This window comes from Curtobacterium sp. MCBD17_032, from assembly GCF_003234855.1.
Taxonomy (GTDB): Bacteria; Actinomycetota; Actinomycetes; order Actinomycetales; family Microbacteriaceae; genus Curtobacterium.
Genome location: NZ_QKTO01000015.1, coordinates 1 through 18,567 on the forward strand (window position 1 = coordinate 1; position 18,567 = coordinate 18,567).

At 71.6% G+C, this 18,567-nt stretch carries 16 protein-coding genes; 3 read left to right on the forward strand and 13 right to left on the reverse strand.

The window, feature by feature from the left end; genetic code table 11:
• Positions 1-328 precede the first annotated feature (328 nt).
• Positions 329-2,503: a 1,4-alpha-glucan branching protein GlgB gene (gene glgB / locus DEI91_RS14175; protein ID WP_111052966.1), complete on the forward strand. Its 2,175-nt coding sequence runs from the start codon at positions 329-331 to the stop codon at positions 2,501-2,503.
• 171 nt (positions 2,504-2,674) lie between these two features.
• Here glgB and DEI91_RS14180 read toward each other — a convergent pair whose 3' ends face one another.
• Together DEI91_RS14180 and DEI91_RS14185 are read right to left on the reverse strand one after the other, a co-directional pair.
• Complete coding sequence (locus tag DEI91_RS14180) at positions 2,675-3,682, reverse strand: tetratricopeptide repeat protein (protein ID WP_111052915.1); 1,008 nt, start codon at positions 3,680-3,682, stop codon at positions 2,675-2,677.
• Entirely contained in the window at positions 3,679-5,424 is a 1,746-nt protein-coding gene (locus tag DEI91_RS14185; RefSeq protein ID WP_111052916.1) for a hypothetical protein, read from the reverse strand. The genes DEI91_RS14180 and DEI91_RS14185 overlap by 4 nt, the downstream gene beginning before the upstream one ends.
• A 197-nt stretch (positions 5,425-5,621) precedes the next feature.
• Between DEI91_RS14185 and DEI91_RS14190 the strand changes: the two genes are divergently transcribed.
• The gene (locus DEI91_RS14190; protein WP_111052917.1) at positions 5,622-7,478 is read left to right on the forward strand and encodes a hypothetical protein; all 1,857 of its coding nucleotides are present in this window, start codon (positions 5,622-5,624) and stop codon (positions 7,476-7,478) included.
• A gap of 44 nt (positions 7,479-7,522) precedes the next feature.
• On the opposite strand, the gene DEI91_RS14195 is transcribed toward DEI91_RS14190, so the two are convergent.
• The 10 genes from DEI91_RS14195 to DEI91_RS14240 form a co-directional block, all read right to left on the reverse strand.
• Entirely contained in the window at positions 7,523-8,323 is an 801-nt protein-coding gene (locus tag DEI91_RS14195; RefSeq protein ID WP_258374442.1) for an alpha/beta hydrolase, read from the reverse strand.
• Positions 8,320-8,625 carry a hypothetical protein gene (locus tag DEI91_RS14200; RefSeq protein WP_111052918.1) on the reverse strand — a complete coding sequence of 102 codons (306 nt, stop codon included), beginning with the start codon at positions 8,623-8,625 and terminating at the stop codon, positions 8,320-8,322. The genes DEI91_RS14195 and DEI91_RS14200 overlap by 4 nt, the downstream gene beginning before the upstream one ends.
• A gap of 12 nt (positions 8,626-8,637) precedes the next feature.
• Complete coding sequence (locus DEI91_RS14205; RefSeq protein WP_375537695.1) at positions 8,638-9,360, reverse strand: transglycosylase SLT domain-containing protein; 723 nt, start codon at positions 9,358-9,360, stop codon at positions 8,638-8,640.
• A gap of 352 nt (positions 9,361-9,712) precedes the next feature.
• Positions 9,713-10,261, reverse strand: a complete 549-nt coding sequence (locus tag DEI91_RS14210; protein WP_111052920.1) for a DivIVA domain-containing protein — start codon at positions 10,259-10,261, stop codon at positions 9,713-9,715.
• A 56-nt stretch (positions 10,262-10,317) separates the two neighbouring features.
• A complete protein-coding gene (locus DEI91_RS14215; protein WP_111052921.1) occupies positions 10,318-11,310 on the reverse strand; it encodes a phosphatidate cytidylyltransferase in 993 nt (330 codons plus the stop codon).
• Positions 11,310-11,864 (reverse strand): ribosome recycling factor, encoded by a 555-nt coding sequence (frr, locus tag DEI91_RS14220; protein WP_111052922.1) that lies wholly within the window; start codon positions 11,862-11,864, stop codon positions 11,310-11,312. The genes DEI91_RS14215 and frr overlap by 1 nt, the downstream gene beginning before the upstream one ends.
• A gap of 54 nt (positions 11,865-11,918) precedes the next feature.
• Positions 11,919-12,638: a UMP kinase gene (gene pyrH / locus DEI91_RS14225; RefSeq protein WP_111052923.1), complete on the reverse strand. Its 720-nt coding sequence runs from the start codon at positions 12,636-12,638 to the stop codon at positions 11,919-11,921.
• 106 nt (positions 12,639-12,744) lie between these two features.
• Entirely contained in the window at positions 12,745-13,572 is an 828-nt protein-coding gene (gene tsf / locus DEI91_RS14230) for a translation elongation factor Ts (protein ID WP_111052924.1), read from the reverse strand.
• Positions 13,573-13,662: 90 nt separating this feature from the next.
• The gene (rpsB, locus tag DEI91_RS14235) at positions 13,663-14,589 is read right to left on the reverse strand and encodes a 30S ribosomal protein S2 (RefSeq protein ID WP_111052925.1); all 927 of its coding nucleotides are present in this window, start codon (positions 14,587-14,589) and stop codon (positions 13,663-13,665) included.
• Between the two features lie 277 nt (positions 14,590-14,866).
• A complete protein-coding gene (locus DEI91_RS14240; RefSeq protein WP_258374443.1) occupies positions 14,867-16,303 on the reverse strand; it encodes a sugar porter family MFS transporter in 1,437 nt (478 codons plus the stop codon).
• Between the two features lie 516 nt (positions 16,304-16,819).
• Between DEI91_RS14240 and DEI91_RS14245 the strand changes: the two genes are divergently transcribed.
• Positions 16,820-17,560 (forward strand): murein hydrolase activator EnvC, encoded by a 741-nt coding sequence (locus DEI91_RS14245; RefSeq protein WP_111052927.1) that lies wholly within the window; start codon positions 16,820-16,822, stop codon positions 17,558-17,560.
• On the opposite strand, the gene DEI91_RS14250 is transcribed toward DEI91_RS14245, so the two are convergent.
• Positions 17,497-18,516, reverse strand: a complete 1,020-nt coding sequence (locus tag DEI91_RS14250; protein WP_111052968.1) for a tyrosine recombinase XerC — start codon at positions 18,514-18,516, stop codon at positions 17,497-17,499. The two genes, DEI91_RS14245 and DEI91_RS14250, sit on opposite strands and share 64 nt — an antisense overlap.
• Positions 18,517-18,567 lie beyond the last annotated feature (51 nt).

An 18,567-nucleotide genomic window follows, 5' to 3' on the forward strand; every position in this document is an offset into this window, starting at 1 on the left:
GTCGTTGCCCGCGCTCCCCCGCCGCACGCAGACCGACGCCGCGGGCAACGACGGTGCCGGCGAGGACGGCGACCGCGTCGCGCCGCGGACTTCCGCACCCGGTGAGGACCTGCCCGGCGCACCCGACCCCCGCACCGAGACCCCCTCACGGGACGTCCCGGAGTCGGCGACCCTCGCCGGCGGCCTCGACCCGGCCTCCGTCCCCGCAGCGGCCGCCGTGCCCGCAGCGGACTCCGCTCCGGCCGCACCCGTCGAGCTGACGGCCGACCTGGCGGAGCCGACCCGCGCCTCCCGGCCGACCGACACCGAGACGACCGGTTCGTCCGACGTGGCGACCACGGCCGTCACCGAGCCGGTCCCCGCGCCCGTCGACGAGTGGATCCGCCAGCAGGTCGCCGAAGGCCGTTGGTCGCAGCCGCACGACGTCCTCGGCCCGCACCCGGTCGAGGGCGGGACGAGCGTCCGCGTCGTCCGCCACCTGGCCACGGCGGTCCGGATCGTCCGTCCGGACGGCGACGACGTCGAACTCCGCCACGAGGGCGAGGGCGTCTGGGCCGGTGCCACCGCCGGCGAGCTCGGCCGCTACCGCGTCGAGGCGGACTACGAGGACGACGCGACCTGGACCACCGACGACGCGTACCGGTTCGCCCCGACGCTCGGCGAACTCGACCTGCACCTGTTCGGCGAGGGCCGCGACGAGCAGCTCTGGCACCACCTCGGCGCCCACGTGCAGACCGTGGACGACGTCGAGGGCGTGGCCTTCGCCGTCTGGGCACCGCGCGCCACCGCCGTCCGTGTGATCGGCGACTTCGAGGGGTGGGAGGGCCGCACGACCGCGATGCGCCGCCTCAACGACCTCGGCGTCTGGGAGCTGTTCTGGCCCGGCGCCCTCGAGGGCCAGCGGTACAAGTTCCAGATCCTCACCGACAGCGGCTGGGTGGAACGGGCGGACCCGTTCGCCCGGCGCACCGAGGTCCCGCCGCTCACCGCCTCCGTCATCACGAGCGCCCACCACACCTGGTCGGAGGGCGACGACCGCTGGATGGCCGAACGCGCCGCGTCCACCACACACGACCGGCCGATGAGCATCTACGAGGTGCACCTCGGCTCGTGGCGCCCCGGTCTCAGCTACCGCGAGGTCGCGGACGACCTCATCGGACACGTCCAGTACACCGGCTTCACCCACGTGGAGTTCCTGCCGCTCGCCGAGCACCCGTTCGGTGGCTCGTGGGGCTACCAGGTCACCGGGTACTACTCGCCGACCGCGCGCTTCGGTTCCCCCGACGACCTGCGGTACCTGATCGACCGGCTGCACTCGGCCGGCATCGGCGTCATCATGGACTGGGTCCCCGGGCACTTCCCGAAGGACGAGTGGGCGCTGGCGAAGTTCGACGGCTACGCACTGTTCGAGCACCCGGACCCCCGTCGCGGCGAGCAGCTCGACTGGGGCACCTACGTGTTCGACTTCGGGCAGCCGCAGGTGCGGAACTTCCTCGTCGCGAACGCGCTGTACTGGCTCGAGGAGTTCCACATCGACGGCCTCCGCGTCGACGCCGTGGCTTCGATGCTGTACCTCGACTACTCCCGCACCGAGTGGCTGCCGAACATCCACGGCGGCCGCGAGAACCTCGAGGCGATCACGCTCCTGCAGGAGACGAACGCCACGGCGTACAAGCGCTACCCCGGCATCGTGATGATCGCCGAGGAGAGCACCTCGTGGCCGGGCGTCACGCAGCCGACGAGCGCGGGCGGGCTCGGGTTCGGGCAGAAGTGGAACATGGGCTGGATGCACGACACGCTCCAGTACATCGAGCGCGACCCGGCGTACCGCAGCTACCACCACGACGAGATCACGTTCTCGTTCGTGTACGCGTTCAGCGAGCAGTTCACCCTGCCGATCAGCCACGACGAGGTCGTGCACGGCAAGGGCTCCCTGTACGGCAAGATGCCCGGCGACGAGTGGCAGAAGCTCGCCAACGTCCGCGCCTACCTGGCGTTCATGTGGGCACACCCGGGCAAGCAGCTGCTCTTCATGGGCCAGGAGTTCGCCCAACCCAGCGAGTGGAGCGAGGCGAACGGACTCGACTGGTGGCTCCTCGACGACCCGGGCCACCGCGGCGTGCAGGACCTGGTCGCCGAGCTGAACCGTGTCTACAAGGAGAACCCGGCGCTCTGGACGCACGACGCCACGCCGGACGGCTTCGAGTGGCTCGAGGGCGGGGACGCTCCGCACTCGACGCTCGGCTTCCTGCGCAAGGCCGGGGACGAGCGCATGGCGGTGTTCGTCAACTTCTCCGGCGTCCCAGTCGAGCACCGCTTCGGGCTGCCGACCGCGGGGACGTGGAACGAGGTGCTCAACACCGACGCGTCGGCCTACGGCGGCTCCGGCGTCGGCAACCTCGGCGCGGTGCAGGCTGAGGACGTCCCGTGGGCGGGCCGACCCGCCTCCGCGAACCTCGTGGTGCCGCCGCTCGGCGCGGTCTGGCTGCGGCTCGCGGAGTAGCGCGACGACGGACGGGGAGGCCCGGTACCAGCTGGTACCGGGCCTCCCGTCCGTCATGGCGCACGCCGCCGGTCCTGCGGAACGCCGCCGGTTGCGCAGAACGCCGCCGGATCCGGCGGCGTTCTGTCGGTCCGGCGGCGTTTCAGCGTGACGGTGGCGTCTCGACGTGGCTCAGTACAGGGCGTTGGCGAGCCGCCGACGTGCCGCCACGACGCGCAGGTCGTCCGAGCCGATGAGCTCGAAGTACTCGACGAGACGGACCCGGAGCGCTTCGCGGTCCGCACCGAAGACGGTCGGGACGAGGTCGAGCAGCCGGCCGAACGCGTCCTCGACGTGGCCGCCGCTGACGTCGAGGTCGGCGACGGCGAGCTGCGCGGCGACGTCGCGCTGGTCGGCACCCGCTGCCGCACGGATCTCGTCCGCGGTCCGGCCGGACAGCCGGTCGAGGAGCGACACCTGCGCCAGCCCGGCGACGGCCATCTGGTCGTGCGGGTCCTGCAGGATCGCGGTCCGGTACTCGGCGATCGCGGCGGCGTAGTCCCCGCGCTCGATCGCGTCGTAGGCGGCCTGGTGGTGCGGGGGCAACGGCTCCGGCTCCGGCTCACCCTGCTCGGCACCGTCGGGCAGGCCATCGGCACCGTCGACCTGCACGCGACCGGCGACGCCGTTCTGCTCGGCGGCCTGGAGGACCTGCTCGAAGACGTCGCGGACCTCGGCCTCCGGCAGCGCCCCGACGAACAGCCCGAGCGGACGACCGCCGATCACGGCGGCGACCGTCGGGATCGACTGCGCCTGGAAGGCCTGGACCAGCTGGGGGTTGGTGTCCGCGTCGACCTTGGTGAGCACGATCCGGCCGGCGTACTCCTCGGTCAGCCGCTCGAGCACCGGGGAGAGCTGCTTGCACGGCCCGCACCACTCGGCCCAGATGTCCACGATGACCGGGACCACCGTGGACAGCTGCACGACGTCCTGGAAGCCCTGGTCCGTGACGTCGATCACGAGCGACGGGACGCTGACGGCGCTGTCCGCCTGACCGGCACCGGCGGGCGCGGGCGATCCCGCACCGGCTGCGGCACCGGCGGTCGGTGCGGCCGACTGCGGTCGCTGCGCCCGGTCGACCAGGGACGAGAGATCGACCGCTCCGCGCAGGCTGGACGGGGTCGGGGGGACGTTGGTCATTGCACCTCACTAGCTGCGATCAGGCCCTGAGTGAACCCGAGGAGTTCTATCTTGTCGTCCGAACCCACCGGGGGCACGGAGAAGAGCAGCTGGACGCCGTACGTCGCAGTCACGCCCTTCGTGCTCGAGTCGACGCCGGACAGGGCCTTCACGGCGCCCTCGGTGTTGACCTTCGCCCCGGCGGCCGTCGGCGTCACCGTCTCGACCTCGTTGAGGTCGACCGAGACGAGCGCGCCCGCGGTGTTCGTCGCGAGGGCCAGTGCGGTGTCGTCCGGGATCTCGGAGGAGTACTCGATGTCGGCCGTGTCGGGCAGTGCCTTCGCCTTCTCGTCCTTGTACGACTTGCCGATCCGCGTGCGGAGGTCGTCGCCGTCGCCCGCGAACAGGTCGGCGGAGGGGCTCTCGGCGTCCTTCGACAGGATGTCGGCGTAGGCCGCGGCCACCTCGTCCGGAGCGAGCGCGAGGAGCTTCGAGTCCGGGGCGAGCTGCGCGGCGCCGACCGCGGTCGGGGCGAGCGACGGCAGCTGTGCGTCCGCCTCGAGCGAAACGGCGTACTCCACCTTGTAGTCGGAACGGGCGTCCTGCTGCACGAGCGTCAGTGCCTGCGGAGCGGTCTGCTCGTCGGTGCAGTCCGCTGCGACGACCGCGAAGACGGTCCGCGGCCACGTGTCCGTCTGCTGCGGCAGCGCGACGCAGACGTCGTCGGCCGCGATCGCCGGCAACGCCTTGGCGTCCGCGTCGGCGTCACGGATGGCGTAGTTCGCCTTGCGGAGTTCCAGGGCCGGGCCGGCGAAGCGCGTCTCCGCGAGCTCGGCGTCCGTGTCGGCGTCCGCCTTCTCCGCCACCGTCGCGACGCGGGACACGATCCGTGCGATCTGCTGCTTCGTGGCGGCCGTGGTCGGGGTGACGGCCGCGCCACCGGTCGCCGTCGCGGTCGGCGTGGGGGTCGCGCCCGCGTCGCCGCCGCCCTGCGGCCAGTACTCCGATGAGCAACCACTCAGCACGAGCGCACCGGCGACGAGCACCGGCACGGCGACGAACGACCGACGGCCGCGACGGCTCCGCGCCGGCACCTGGGCGCCGGCGGCCGCGGCACGACGGGAGGCCCGGACACGCGGCGGCCGCCCGCCCCCGCTCCGACGACGCGGACCGCGGGACCGACGCTGGTGCAGGAACGCCCAGACGAGGAGGACGACACCACCGAGCACGAACAGCCCGCCGACGGTCAGGAGCGGCCCGACCGACGGCGTCGCGGTGTCCCGCGGCCACGTGACGGAGATGTCCGACGGCGCAGGGTCCGACCCGTCCGATGCGACCACGAGGGACACGTCCGCCGGCAGCCGCACGGTGAACTGGCGGGCGTCGTCGTACTCCTGGTACCAGAGGTCGCTGCCGCGCGGGTCCGGCACCTCGGTGGCCGTCCCGGTCGTCCGGGCGCGGAGCGTGCCCGCTTCGGCGTCGTAGCGCAGGGTCGCGTGAGCGGCGTCACCCACCCAGGCGTCGACGTCGGAGGTCTTGCCGTACGCGGCGAAGACCTCGCCGGTGCCGGAGACGTTGATGCGTTGGTACCCGGGGTTCGCGTTGAGCACGCTGCCGGGGATCACGGTCACCGGGGCGGAGGCCGTCCCGCTGGTCGCGGCGACGATCGAGGACGGGGGCGCGAACACCGTCCGCTGCCCGACGCCGAGACCGACGAGGAGCACCCCGATGACGAAGCTGACGATCGCCAGGACGAACCGCACGGACTCTCTCCCTCCGCGCCGGGGTGGGGTGGACGGCGCGCGAAACAACGGTCCAGGGTACCCAGGACAGCTGTGAGGCGCATCCCTCGGGCGCGGTCCGGACCAGGTCGCTGTCTCCAGGGGCAGACCTGGACACACCACTACACTCGGGGTCCGGACCGCACGGGGTGGTCCGGGACGACCACAGGGAGCGACGCGTGGCGAACGACGAGGCAGAGTTCGGGACCGAACTGCGGGGCTACCGCAAGGACGAGGTCGACCGTGCTCTGAACGACCTCCGCCGTGAGCTCATCAAGTCGAACACCGACCGGGCCGAGGCGGCGAAGGAGATCCGCCTGCTGCAGTCCCGCGTCTCCGACCTGCAGGGCGAACTGGACGAAGCCGGCACGCCGACGTACAGCGGTCTCGGCACCCGCCTCGAGTCGACCCTGCGGGTGGCCGAGGAGCAGTCGACCCGCCTCATCAGCCAGGCCGACATCGACGCCCAGCGACTCCGCGCGACCAGCCGGACCGAGGCCGAGCGGCTGCTGCGTGAGGCCCGGGACGAGGCGCACGACACGCTCGAGGACGCCCGCACCCGCGCCACGAACGAGCTCTCCCGCGCCCGGGCCGAGTCGGCCGACACGGTGGAGCGGGCACGGGCCGAGGCCGGCATCCTCGTGCAGGACGCCCGGAACGAGGCAGCCGCCGTCCGCGGGGCCGCCGTCACCGAGGCGGCCGAGGTCCGGTCGGTCGCGATCCGCGAGACGAACGCCCTCCGCGCCCAGGTGGAGCGCGAGGTCGCAGAACTCCGCGAACTCGCGCAGCGGGAGTCGGCAGCAGCCCGCCGTGCCGCCGCCGACCTCGACCGTGAGACCGAGCACCGCCGGAGTGTCTTCGAAGCCGACCAGACCCGTCGGCTCGAGGACCTCGAACGCGAGGAGACCACACGGCGCGAGGCCCTCGACCGCACCCTCGCCGAAGCGCGCACCGCCTGGGAGCGCGAACACGACGGAGCCCGGCAGGCCCTCGAACTCGAAGTCGAGACCGTACGCGCCGAACTCGCCGCCGAGGTCGACCGTCGCCGCGCTGAGCTCGCCGCGGAGGTCGACGACCGCCGACGCCAACTCGAGGAGGACCTCGCCGCCGTCCGTGCCGCATGGGACCGTGAGCTCGCCGGGGCCCGGACCGCGCTCGAGCAGGAGATGGAGGCTGCGCACGCACAGCTCCGTGTCGACACCGAGCAGACCGCGGCCGAGAACGCCCGCCGGGTGCAGGAGACGACGGACCGGATCGAGCGGGAGACCGCCGAACACCTCGACCGCATCCAGCGGGAGCGCGCCGAGGCCGAGGCAGCAGCGGAGCGTGCCGCCCGCGAGCACGAGAACGAGCTCGCCGCGCGCCGCGAGCGTGAGCACGCCGAGGTCGACACCGAGATCGCCGACCGACGCAGCGCCGAACTCGACGCGCTGTTCGCCGAGCGGACCGCCCTGCGGCAGGAGATCGACACGGCTCGCGCCGCGCTGGCACAGGAGGTCGACGAGGCCCGGGCGACCGTGGAGCGCGAGCGCGAGGACGCCCGCGTCGCGCTCGAGACGGAGCTGGCCGCGCGACGTGACGACGCCGAGCAGGAGTACCTCGAACGACACCGCGCGACGGTGACCGAGACGCAGAAGTACCTCGATGAGGCGAACCTGCAGCTCGCCGAGGCAACCCGTCGCGCTGCGGCTGCACGCGAGACCGCCGACCGGCTCGAGCGGGAGGCCGCCGACGTCGCACGGCAGCAGGAGTCCGACGCGCAGGAACGCGCCGCCGACCTCGTCCGGGACGCCCAGGAGCGAGCACACCGCCTGGTGGCCGAGGCAGAAGAGCGGACGGCGCTGCTGTTGGCGGAGGCCGAGGACCGTCTCGCCGCCATCCGGACCGAACGGGAGGCCGTGGCCGGCTACCTCGAGAACCTGCGCGGCGTGCTCACGCACGCGGCCGGGGTCATCGACGGGCAGGGAGCCGCTCGTCCGGCAGCAGACGGCGACACGCGAGCTCAGCTCGACACCGACGGCGACGCAGACCGCTGAACCGGTGGACACGTCCCGGCTGGGGCGTGTCCACCGGGCCGGGCCTACGCCGGATGGTGCGTGGGGAGGGGTGCGCTGCCCGGCACGACGAGGTCCGCGACGGCGTCGAGGACGATCCGCACGTACTTCTCCCCGACCCACAGGTGCTTGGCGCCTGCCACCGGGACGACCCGGACGTCCGGAGCGATCGAGAACCGGCGGACAGCGTCGTCGGGCACGAGGAAGTCGTCGTGCTCCGGGACGAGTGCGACCACCGGCACGCCGACTCCCGACCACCGGGCGAGCTCGTCGTCGGTCGTCCGGTGCAACGGCGGGGACAGCAGGACGACACCGGCGACGTTCCCGGCTGCGACGTGCTCGAGCGCGTGCTTCAGGATGACCTCCGTGCCGAAGGACCACCCGACGAGCCACGGGGTCGGCAGGCCGCGCGACACGACCTGATCGACGGCGGCCCGGAGGTCGAACCCCTCGGAAACGCCGTCGCCGAAGACGCCCTCGGACGTCCCGCGCGGGGAGGTCACCGAACGGAAGTTGAACCGGAGGACGGCGATGTCGGCCAGGGCCGGCAGCCGGGCAGCGGCCTTCTTCAACACGTGCGAGTCCATGAACCCGTGCGCGGTGGGCAGCGGGTGCAGCGTCACGAGCGTGCCGCGGGCGGCCCGGTCGAGTGGCTCGACCAACTCCCCCACCAGGGTGAGGTGGTCGTCCGTGACGAGTTCCACGTCCGTGCGACGCGCCGGCAGGACGCTCCCGGAGCGGATCTCCTCGCCGGCGGCCTGCGTGTCGGGGATCTGGGTGTCGGGGGTCCGCGTGTCGGGTTGGCCGTCCCGGTCGTCGATCGTCATGCGATGCTCCAGCAGTGGTGGTGCCAATGTCGACGGGCAGCGAGGTCAGCGGCGTCACCGAGCACCCCGTCCGCGCGCCACACGACGACGTGTGCGGTCCCGGGTTCGATCGTCGAGCCGCACCCCGGGCAGAGGTACTCCTTCTGCGCCGACGCCGCCGAGATCGGCTGCACGGACCATTCACGGCCGCGTCGGAACTCGGTCCGGCGCCAACCGCCGAGCAGTCGGTCGAGCGCGGGTGCCTCGGACTCGTCGTCGTGACCACGGCCGCGCGGGCGCCGCGGCCGGTTGCTCCGCGGCACCGCGATCGCCGATCAGTACCAGTTGTACGAGACGCTGTGCGCCCAGGCGCCACAGGGCGTGCCGTAGACACCGGTGATGTAGTTGAGACCCCACGTGATCTGCGTGGCCGGGTTCGTCTGCCAGTCAGCACCGGCGGAGGCCATCTTGCTGCCCGGGAGCGACTGCGGGATGCCGTACGCACCGCTCGGGTTGTAGGCGTTCACCCGCCAGCCGGACTCCTTGTTCCACAGCGAGACCAGGCAGCTGTACTGGTCGTTGCCCCAGCCGCGGGCGGCGACCATCTGCTGGGCGATGGCCTGGGCGCTGCCCGGGTCCGGCGTGGCCGCGGTCGCAGCCAGGGGCGTGCTCGCAGCCGGCTGCGCGGCATCCTCGGCGTCATCGGTCGACGCGGTCTCGGTCGCACCCGGCGTCGCGCTCGCGGAGGGGGTGGGAACCGGCTTCGGCTTCGGCGCGGGCTTGACGATGGCGAAGCCGTCGCGGGCGGCGTCGAAGTCACCGTAGGTGCCGTGCGCGGAGAACTGCTGCGGCGTCGTGATCGGCGCCGGGGCGAGCACCGGCGCTGCCGTGGCCGCGTCGGTCTGCATCGGGTTGAACAGCGAGCCGCCGACGAAGGCCGACACGGCGAGGAACGACATCGCCGGGATCGTCGAGCGCTGGCGCACGAAGCCGTTGAACGACCGCGGGGCCGACGGCTTCGTCGGCGCGAGTGAGCGAGCGCGGGACCGGCGGACGATCCGGGCGGCGGGCGCCGGCGCAGCGGCCGCATGCACGGCCCGGGCGTCGGACACGCGGTTCGCGGCGACGGACACCGGGGCGATGGCCGACGTGGAGCGCGGCTGGGACTGCTGATCCGGGGTGGGACGGACGACCGGGGTCTCCGCCGTGCGGGTTCGGTTCTTCGCCGCTCGTCGCTCGCTGACGATCACGTGATCGTGCAGTTCGCGGTTCGCGCGGTCGGATCGAGTGTCTGCCGTGTGCCTGCCCATGAGTTCGTCCAGGATAACGGAACGATCACGGAAAGCGAAGCACCACGCGCGGGAGATTCCGCGAAGCGTCGGTCGCACTCCCCGCGACCCGGTGCGGTGGTCAGCGCACGGCGAGCATGACCTCGACGACCGCGTCGAGCAGGGCGTCCACCTGGGCCTCGCGGTAGCCGCCGTGTTTCGGGCGGAAGACGACGGACCGGACCTCGGTGAGGCTCAACGGCTTGCCGTCCTTGAAGTAGCCGTGCAGTCGGTGGGAGAACGCGTCGACGTCCTTCGGGTGGTAGCCGGTCGTCAGGAAGCTCACGCGGTGGAACCGCTGCCCGTCGGGGCGTCCGAGTCGGGCGACGACATCGGATGCCTTGCCACGGGCCTCCGCGTACCAGGCCTTCTGGCCGATGTCGGCGATCTCACGCTCCCGCTCTCGTGCTGCGAAGGCGTCCTCGAGCCGTTCCAGCGCGGCGTCGACGTGCTGGGTCGAGTAGCCGCCCTTCTTCATCGAGAAGGCGGTGGCGCGGATCTTGGCGGCCTCGATCCCCGGGGCGCTGTCGTTGGCGGTGTAGGCCCGCCGAGCGTCCTCGAGGAAACGCTCGACCTCGTCGGCGTCGTAGCCGAGGACCGATCGGGGGGCAGTCGGGAACGTCGAAGGCACGGCGCCATTGTGCCAGTTGCGTGTCGGTGCACTCCCTGGACGCGCGGTGGCGCAGGTCAGCGCACGATGACGAGGTACATCAGGTACGCGATCGCGGCCGACGGCAGGATGCTGTCGATGCGGTCGAGCAGGCCGCCGTGCCCGGGCAGGAACGAGGAGATGTCCTTGATCCCGAGGTCCCGCTTGATCATCGACTCGGTCAGGTCGCCGAGCGTCGCCGACCCCGAGATGAGCACGCCGAGGACGATCCCGGTCCACCACGGCAGACCGAGCATGAGCCACGTGACGAGGATGCCGACGACGATGCTCGCCGCGACCGATCCCCCGAAGCCCTCCCACGTCTTCTTCGGGCTGATGCGGGGCGCCATCGGGTGCTTGCCGAGGTTGATCCCGGTCGCGTACGCACCGGTGTCCACGGCGACCACCACGAGGATGAACGCGATCACCCAGCGTTCACCGCGGTCCTGCGCCGACAGGAGCACCACGCACGCGCCGAGCAGGGTCACGTAGGCCTGGACGAACAGGCCGTTCGTCAGGTCACGGACGACGTTCTGCACCGACGGCTTCGTGCGGGCGACGGCGACCTCCACGAGGCGCCACACCGAGATGAGCACGATGCCGCCGAGCAGCGTGGACAGCGCCCAGTCCTGACCGCCGAGGAAGGCGGCCGGGACCGTCCCGACCGCGACCGCCACGCTCGGGATCCTCGGGACGTCGCGGCCCGCGAAGCGCATCGCGCTCGCCAGTTCGTAGACACCGACACCGAGCAGGAACGCGGCGACGAGCATGAAGACCGGCTTGAACACGAGGAGCGACGCGAGCATGACCACCGCGAACGCGAGTGCGATCGCGATGGCCGCAGGCAGGTTCCGCCCGGTGCGTGCCGTCAACGCCTCGTTGCGGACACCGAACTCGGCGCGCCGCTGCCGGATCTGCGCCTCGAAGTCACTCCGGGCCGCCCTCGCACGGGCGTCGAAGTCCTGTCGGAACCCCGTCGTCCGGCGGTCATCTGATGTGGGGCGGTCGCCGCCCTGGTCCGGGCGGCGCATCAGACCTCGAGGAGTTCGGCTTCCTTCTTCTTCAGCGCCTCGTCGATCTGGTCCACGTGCTTCTTCGTCAGCGCGTCGAGCTCCTTGTCGCTGCGGGCGATGTCGTCGTCGGACACCTCGCCCTTCAGCGCGTCGAGGTCGTCCTTCGCCTTGCGCCGGATGTTGCGGAGGACGACCTTGTGGTCCTCACCCTTCCCCTTGACGATCTTCACGAACTCCTTGCGGCGCTCGGCCGACAGCTCGGGGATCGTCACGCGGACGATCTCGCCGTCGTTGGTCGGGCTTGCACCGAGGTTCGGGAACGTCGCGATCGCACGCTCGATCTCCTTGAGCGCGGACTTGTCGTACGGCGTCACGATGAGCGTCCGGGCCTCCGGCGTCTGGAGCGAGGCGAGCTGCGCGAGCGGGGTCGGCGAACCGTAGTACTCCACCGGGATCTTCTGGAAGAGCGCGGCGTTGATGCGGCCGGTGCGGACGGTGGCGAAGTCGTCCTTCGCGACGTCGACGGCCTTCGCCATCTTCTCGGTCGCCTCGGTCATGACGTCACTGATCACGGTGGTTCTCCTTCGGTACGGGTCGAGTCTAGTCAGTCGGCGGTCGCGCGCCGGTCAGTTGCTCACGACGGTGCCGATGCGCTCGCCCTGGATGGCGGCGCTGACGTTCCCGGCGCCCTCCATGCCGAAGACGTGCATCGGCATGCCGTTGTCCATGCAGAGCGAGAACGCGGTGGCGTCGACGACCTTGAGGCCCTTGAGCAGCGCGTCCTGGTACGTGACGTGGTGCAGCTTCTCGGCGGTCGGGTCCTTCTTCGGGTCGGCGGAGTACACGCCGTCCACGCCGTTCTTCGCGACGAGGACCTCGTCGGCGCCGATCTCCAGCGCACGCTGGGCGGCGACGGTGTCGGTCGAGAAGTAGGGCAGGCCGGCGCCCGCTCCGAAGATGACGACCCGTCCCTTCTCCAGGTGCCGCTCGGCGCGACGCGGGATGTACTGCTCCGCGACCTGGGTCATGCTGATCGCCGACTGCACGCGGGTGGCGGCACCGGCCTGCTCGAGGAAGTCCTGGAGAGCGAGGGCGTTCATGACGGTGCCGAGCATGCCCATGTAGTCCGCCCGGCCGCGGTCCATGCCCCGCTGCGACAGTTCGGCACCGCGGAAGAAGTTCCCGCCACCGACGACCACCGCGACCTCGACCTCGCGGGCGGCGCTCGCGATCTCCTTCGCGATGGTGCTGATGACATCGGGGTTCACGCCCAGGGAACCGGCGCCGAACGCCTCTCCGGAGAGCTTCAGCAGGACCCGTCGGCGTCCGGTCTTCTCGTCGGTCATGTGTCAGGCACCCTTCGTCGTGGTCTCGTGGAAATGTACTCGGTGCGCCGGGGCGCACGACAACGGGGCCAGGAACCGGTTGGTTCCTGGCCCCGTCATGGGTTCGTTACGCGCCGACCTTGACGCGGGCGAAGCCCTGGATCGTGATGCCGGCGTTCTCGGCGGCCTTCGCGACGGAGATCTTGTTGTCCTTCGCGTAGTCCTGGTCGAGGAGCGAGATGCCCTTGATGAAGGCGTTGACGCGACCCTCGACGATCTTCGGGAGGGCGGCCTCCGGCTTGCCCTCCTCGCGCGTGATCGCCTCGACCGTGGCGCGCTCCTTCTCGATCGCGTCGGCCGGGACCTCGTCGCGCGTGAGGTACGACGGGTTCGCGAACGCGACGTGCTGCGCGATCGAACGAGCCTCGGCGGCGTTGTCACCCTCGTAGGCGACGACGACGGCGATCTGCGGCGGCAGGTCCTGGCTCGTCTTGTGCAGGTAGATCTCGAAGGCCGAGCCCTCGACACGGCGGACCGTGCGGACCTCGAGCTTTTCGCCGAGCGCGGCGGCGCTCTCGTTGACGACCTCGAGGACGGTCTTGCCGTCGAGCGGGGCCGCGTTCGCCGACGCGACGTCGGTGGCGCCGGCGGCGGCGACCGCACCGAGCACCTTGTCGGCGAGGGTCGTGAACTTCTCGTTCTTCGCGACGAAGTCGGTCTCGCTGGCGAGCTCGACGACGGTGGCGGCACCGTTGTCGGACGACGCCACGACGACACCCTCGGAGGTGGCGCGGTCGTCGCGCTTGGCGACGGCCTTCGCGCCCTTGATGCGGAGCAGTTCGACGGCCTTGTCGTAGTCGCCGTCAGCCTCGACGAGGGCGTTCTTGGCGTCCATCATGCCGGCGCCGAGGTCCTCGCGGAGCTTCTTCACGTCCTGTGCGGTGAAGTTTGCCATTGACAGGCGTCCTTTCTGGGCTATGCGTGTGTGGAGAATGTGGGGTGAGACAGGGGCGCCGGACCGGTGTCGGTCCGGCGCCCCTGGGAATCACTCGGCGGGAGTCGTCTCCGCGGCCTTCTCGGCCTCGGCCGTCGGCTCGGCGTTCTTGTCGGCGTCGGCGATCGGCTCGCCGATCTCCTTCGCGGCGACCTGGGCGTCAGCGTCGTTCTCGGCGACCGTCGCACCCTCGGGGGCGGCGTCGGCGGCCGGCGTCGCGCTGTCGCCACCGAGGAGCTCCTGCTCCCACTCGGCGAGCGGCTCGGCGGCCGCGTCGTCGTCGCCACCGTTGTGACGGGTCTTCAGACCCTCGGCCGCGGCGTCGGCGACGATGCGGGTGAGGAGACCGACGGAGCGGATCGCGTCGTCGTTGCCCGGGATCGGGTAGGTGATCTCGTCCGGGTCGCAGTTGGTGTCGAGGATGCCGATGATCGGGATCCCGAGCTTCTGCGCCTCGTCGACGGCGAGGTGCTCCTTCTTGGTGTCGACGATCCAGAGCGCGCTCGGGGTCCGCGTCAGGTTGCGGATACCACCGAGGGTCTTGTGGAGCTTGTCCAGCTCGCGCTTCTTGATGAGGAGCTCCTTCTTGGTGAAGCCCTTCGTCGTGTCGTCGAAGTCGATCTCCTCGAGCTCCTTCATGCGCGCGAGGCGCTTGGAGACCGTCTGGAAGTTCGTGAGCAGACCGCCGAGCCAACGCTGGTTGACGTACGGCTGGCCGACACGGGTCGCCTGCTCGGCGATCGAGCCCTGCGCCTGCTTCTTCGTGCCCACGAAGAGGATCGTGCCGCCGTGCGCGACCGTCTCCTTGACGAAGTCGTACGCACGGTCGATGAACGCCAGCGACTGCTGCAGGTCGATGATGTGGATGCCCGAGCGCTCGGCGAGGATGAAGCGCTTCACCTTCGGGTTCCACCGACGGGTCTGGTGTCCGAAGTGGACGCCGCTGTCGAGCAGCTGGCGGATGGTGACGACGGCCATGCCGTCCCTCCTTGTTCTCGGCGCACAGCGGTTCGGCCGTGCGCACGGTTGCGGTTGTGTCGGTCACGACCGGTGGTCGTGGCCCCTGGTGCCCAGCCCCGTGACCGCCCGCTCGTGAGGGCGGGACCGATGGCCGCGGGACGTGCCGGAGGCCGGCACTGGTGGACACGCGAAGTCAGCGCGACCAGCGCGCTGCTGCGGCAATGCTAACAGAACGGAGGCCCGGACCACGTGACCGGTGCGGGTCACGTGGTCCGGGCCTCCAGGCCGGCGTCGGCTACGCCTTGACGGTGTCGTCCTCGGCCGAGATGCCCATCTCCTCGAGGGAGCGGCCCTTGGTCTCCGGGATCTTCGCGATGACGAAGAACAGCGACAGCAGCGCGAAGAGCGCGTAGATGCCGTACGTGACCGTCAGGTTGAAGCCGGACAGCACCGGGAACGAGATCGTGACGATGAAGTTCGCGATCCAGTTCGCCGCCGAGCCGACACCGAGCGCGGTCGCGCGGATGCGGTTCGGGAACATCTCGCCGAGCAGCACCCACATGAGCGGGCCCCAGGTCGCGCCGAAGGAGACGACGAACAGGTTGGCGAAGACGAGGGCGATGATGCCCCATGCCCCCGGCAGCGAGGGCTCACCGTCGACGATGCGCGCCTGCGAGAACGCGATGGCGACCATCGTCAGCGAGACGAACATGCCCGCGGAGCCGGCGACCAGCAGGGGCTTCCGGCCGACCTTGTCGACGAGGAAGATCGCGATGAACGTGACCGCGACGTTGACGACCGAGGTGATGGTGGAGATGAGGAACGAGTCCTCCTCCTTGAAGCCGACGGCCTGCCAGAGGGTCGTCGAGTAGTAGAAGATGACGTTGATGCCGACGAACTGCTGCAGCACGGCGAGGATGATGCCGACCCAGACGATGGGCTGCAGGCCGAAGCGGTTGCCCCGGATCGAGCCCTTCTTCTCGTTGGCTTCCTTCTTGATGCCGTCCTGGATCTCCTCCAGGCTCGTGTTCACGGTGTCACGGGGCACGATCTTGCCCATGACCTCGCGCGCGTCGTCCGCCCGGCCCTTGGTGAGCAGGTAGCGGGGCGACTCCGGCAGCGTGATCGCGAGGACGCCGTAGACGACCGACGGGACCACACCGACCAGGAACATCCAGCGCCATGCCGGCAGGCCGAGGACGACCTCGGACGCGCCGCCCGCCGTGACCGCGAAGAACTGGTCGGAGAGCAGGGCGGCGAAGATGCCGAGCGTGATGGCGAGCTGCTGGAAGGACGCGAGGCGCCCACGGATCGCCTTCGGGGACACCTCGGAGATGTAGGCGGGTGCGATCACCGACGCGGTGCCGATGCCGAGACCGCCGACGAGGCGCCAGATGACGAAGTCCCACGTGGCGAAGGCGAACCCGGAGCCGATCGAGGAGACGAAGAAGAGCACGGCGGCCCAGAACATGATCCGCGTGCGGCCGAACCGGTCAGCGAGCCGTCCGGCGAAGTAGGCACCGAAGGCGCAGCCGATGAGGGCGGACGCGACGGCGAAGCCGCTGGCTCCGTCGGAGAGGTCGAACTCGCCCTTGATCGCGTCGACGGCGCCGTTGATCACGGACGAGTCGAAGCCGAAGAGGAAGCCACCGACCGCCGCCGCGACGGCGAACAGCGTGACCTTCCCCTTGAACGCACGGTCCTCGCCGTGCTCGGTGGTCCTGGTCGACACGATGCTCCTGGGTTCCCGCCGCCGTGCCGGGTGGTGCACGGTGCCCCGGTGGTCGGCTGGATCGCCGTCCGAGCGGCGTTGCGGTGTCCGGAGCGGGCCCGACAGTACCCCTTCGCGAGCGGCTGGGCACATCGGCGGCCGCGCGGAGACCGCTCGTCCACCGGCCGGGAGGCCCCGGGATCCGTCCACAGGAGCGCTGCAGACCGCCTCGCGGCCGGTCGCGCCCCGGCGACCCTGGGTGGCATGACGAGTGCGACGAGTGGCGGACGCGGGCGGGAGGTGCCGGGCGTGGCGGGGCGGCCTGCCGGGTGGGGGCAGGCGCACGGTGCGGAGCAGGGTCGGGCGCACGGTGTGGCGTGGGTACGGGCTCGGGCTCGGGCTCGGGCGTGGGGTGTGGCGCAGGCTCGGGCATGTGGTGCGGCGCAGCGCTGGCCGCGCGCCGTGGCGCAGGGTCGGGCGCGCGCTGCGGCGCTGGGTGTGCGGGCGGGGCTGGTGGCTTCGTTGGCCGCGGTCGGCATGGTCGGACCGCTCGGATCGGTCGACTCCGCCGCCCCGGGTCCCGCCGCCGGGACGAGCACCCGGTTCGAGGACCGGAGGTGGGCGGCCGCGTCCCGCCTCGGCGGCACACCCCGCCGGGCCGGCACGTCGACCGGGAGCGACACGCGCGGACGACTCGGCGTGCCCGGCCCGGGTGGTGTGGTCGGCCTGGCGTCTGCGTCCGGCCGGGCCGGCAAGCCCCGGTCGACGAAGGGGCGGTCTCGGTGGTCCTGGCCGACTCCCCGTCACGTCGTCCAGCGGCCATGGGAACGCCCGGCGACCGAGTACGGCCCCGGGCACCGGGGCCTCGACGTCGCCGCGGGCCCGGGCACCCCCGTGACGGCTCCCGACGCGGGGACCGTCACGTTCGCCGGTCCGGTCGGAGGTCGACCGGTCGTCACCATCGACCACGGTGACGGACTCGTGAGCACGCTCGACCCGGTGCGACCGTCGGTCCGGGAGGGCGACCATGTCGACCGCGGGAGATCGATCGGAGTCGTCACGTCGGGGCACTGCCCGGCCGCGACGCCGTGTCTGCACCTCGGCGCGCGGGTGGACGGCAGCTACGTCGATCCGCTCCCGTTGCTGCCGCCCCCGGCATGGCCGGTCCTGCTGCCGGAGGACGCGCTGACCGTCGGCGTCGGGGCGGGTACCGGTCAGGCGCGGGGATGCGCCGTCCGGTACACCTCGCGCAACCGCGCGGACGAGACGTGTGTGTAGATCTGCGTTGTACCGAGGCTGGCGTGCCCGAGCATCTCCTGGACGGCCCGGAGGTCTGCTCCCCCGTCCAACAGGTGCGTCGCCGCCGTGTGCCGGAAGGTGTGCGGGCCGCTCGGGCCGTCCCCGGGTAGCGCCTCGAGCAACCGCGCCACGATGCGGTACGCGCTGCGGGTGCCGAGTCGCGCTCCCCGGTCGCCGAGGAACAGGGCTGGACCTGCCCCGGTCGGCACCGGCCGGGTCGACGGGGCGCGGGTCGACGTTGCGCCGGCCGACGGTGCGACCCCGGCGGCGAGCGCCGGCCGCCCACGCTCCAGCCAGTCATCGAGCGCGTCCCGAGCCGGCACACCGAACGGCACCACGCGCTCCTTCCCGCCCTTGCCGAGCACGCGGACCGTCAGGCGCTCCCGGTCGAGGTCCGTCAGGTCCAGGCCGACGAGTTCGCTCACCCGGATGCCGGCAGCGTAGAGCAGCTCCACCACGGCCAGGTCGCGGAGAGCCCCGGGATCGTCGCCGGCGGCTAGGGTGGCGAGTCCGTCGAGCATCGCCCGTACCTGGTCCTGTGGGACGACGCGAGGCAGGTGCGCGGCACCCTTCGGCGCGCGGAGGCGCACACCGGGGTCGACCGGCAGCACGCCGGCCTCACTCGCCCAGCGGGTGAACGCGCGCGCCGAAGCACTCCGCCGGGCGATCGTCGAGCGGGCGAGACCGCGCTCGTTCGCGGCCCACAACCAGTCGCGCAGGATCTCGAGCGAGACGTCGTCGACCCGGACGACCTGCCGGCCGGCCGCGTACGCCGTGAGGTCCTCGAGGTCGGCGCGGTAGGCCCGGACCGTCTGCTCGCTGAGGCCGCGCGCGTGCCGTTCGTGCTCGAGGAACGCCGACACGACCCGCTCGAGCCGGTCGCCCCCGCGGTGGTGTCCCTCGTCGTCGCGCACCTCGTCAGGGTACGGCCGCATCGAGCGCGCTTCCGTCACCTCGCCGCGCGGGCGACTGGCGGCCCTGCCCAC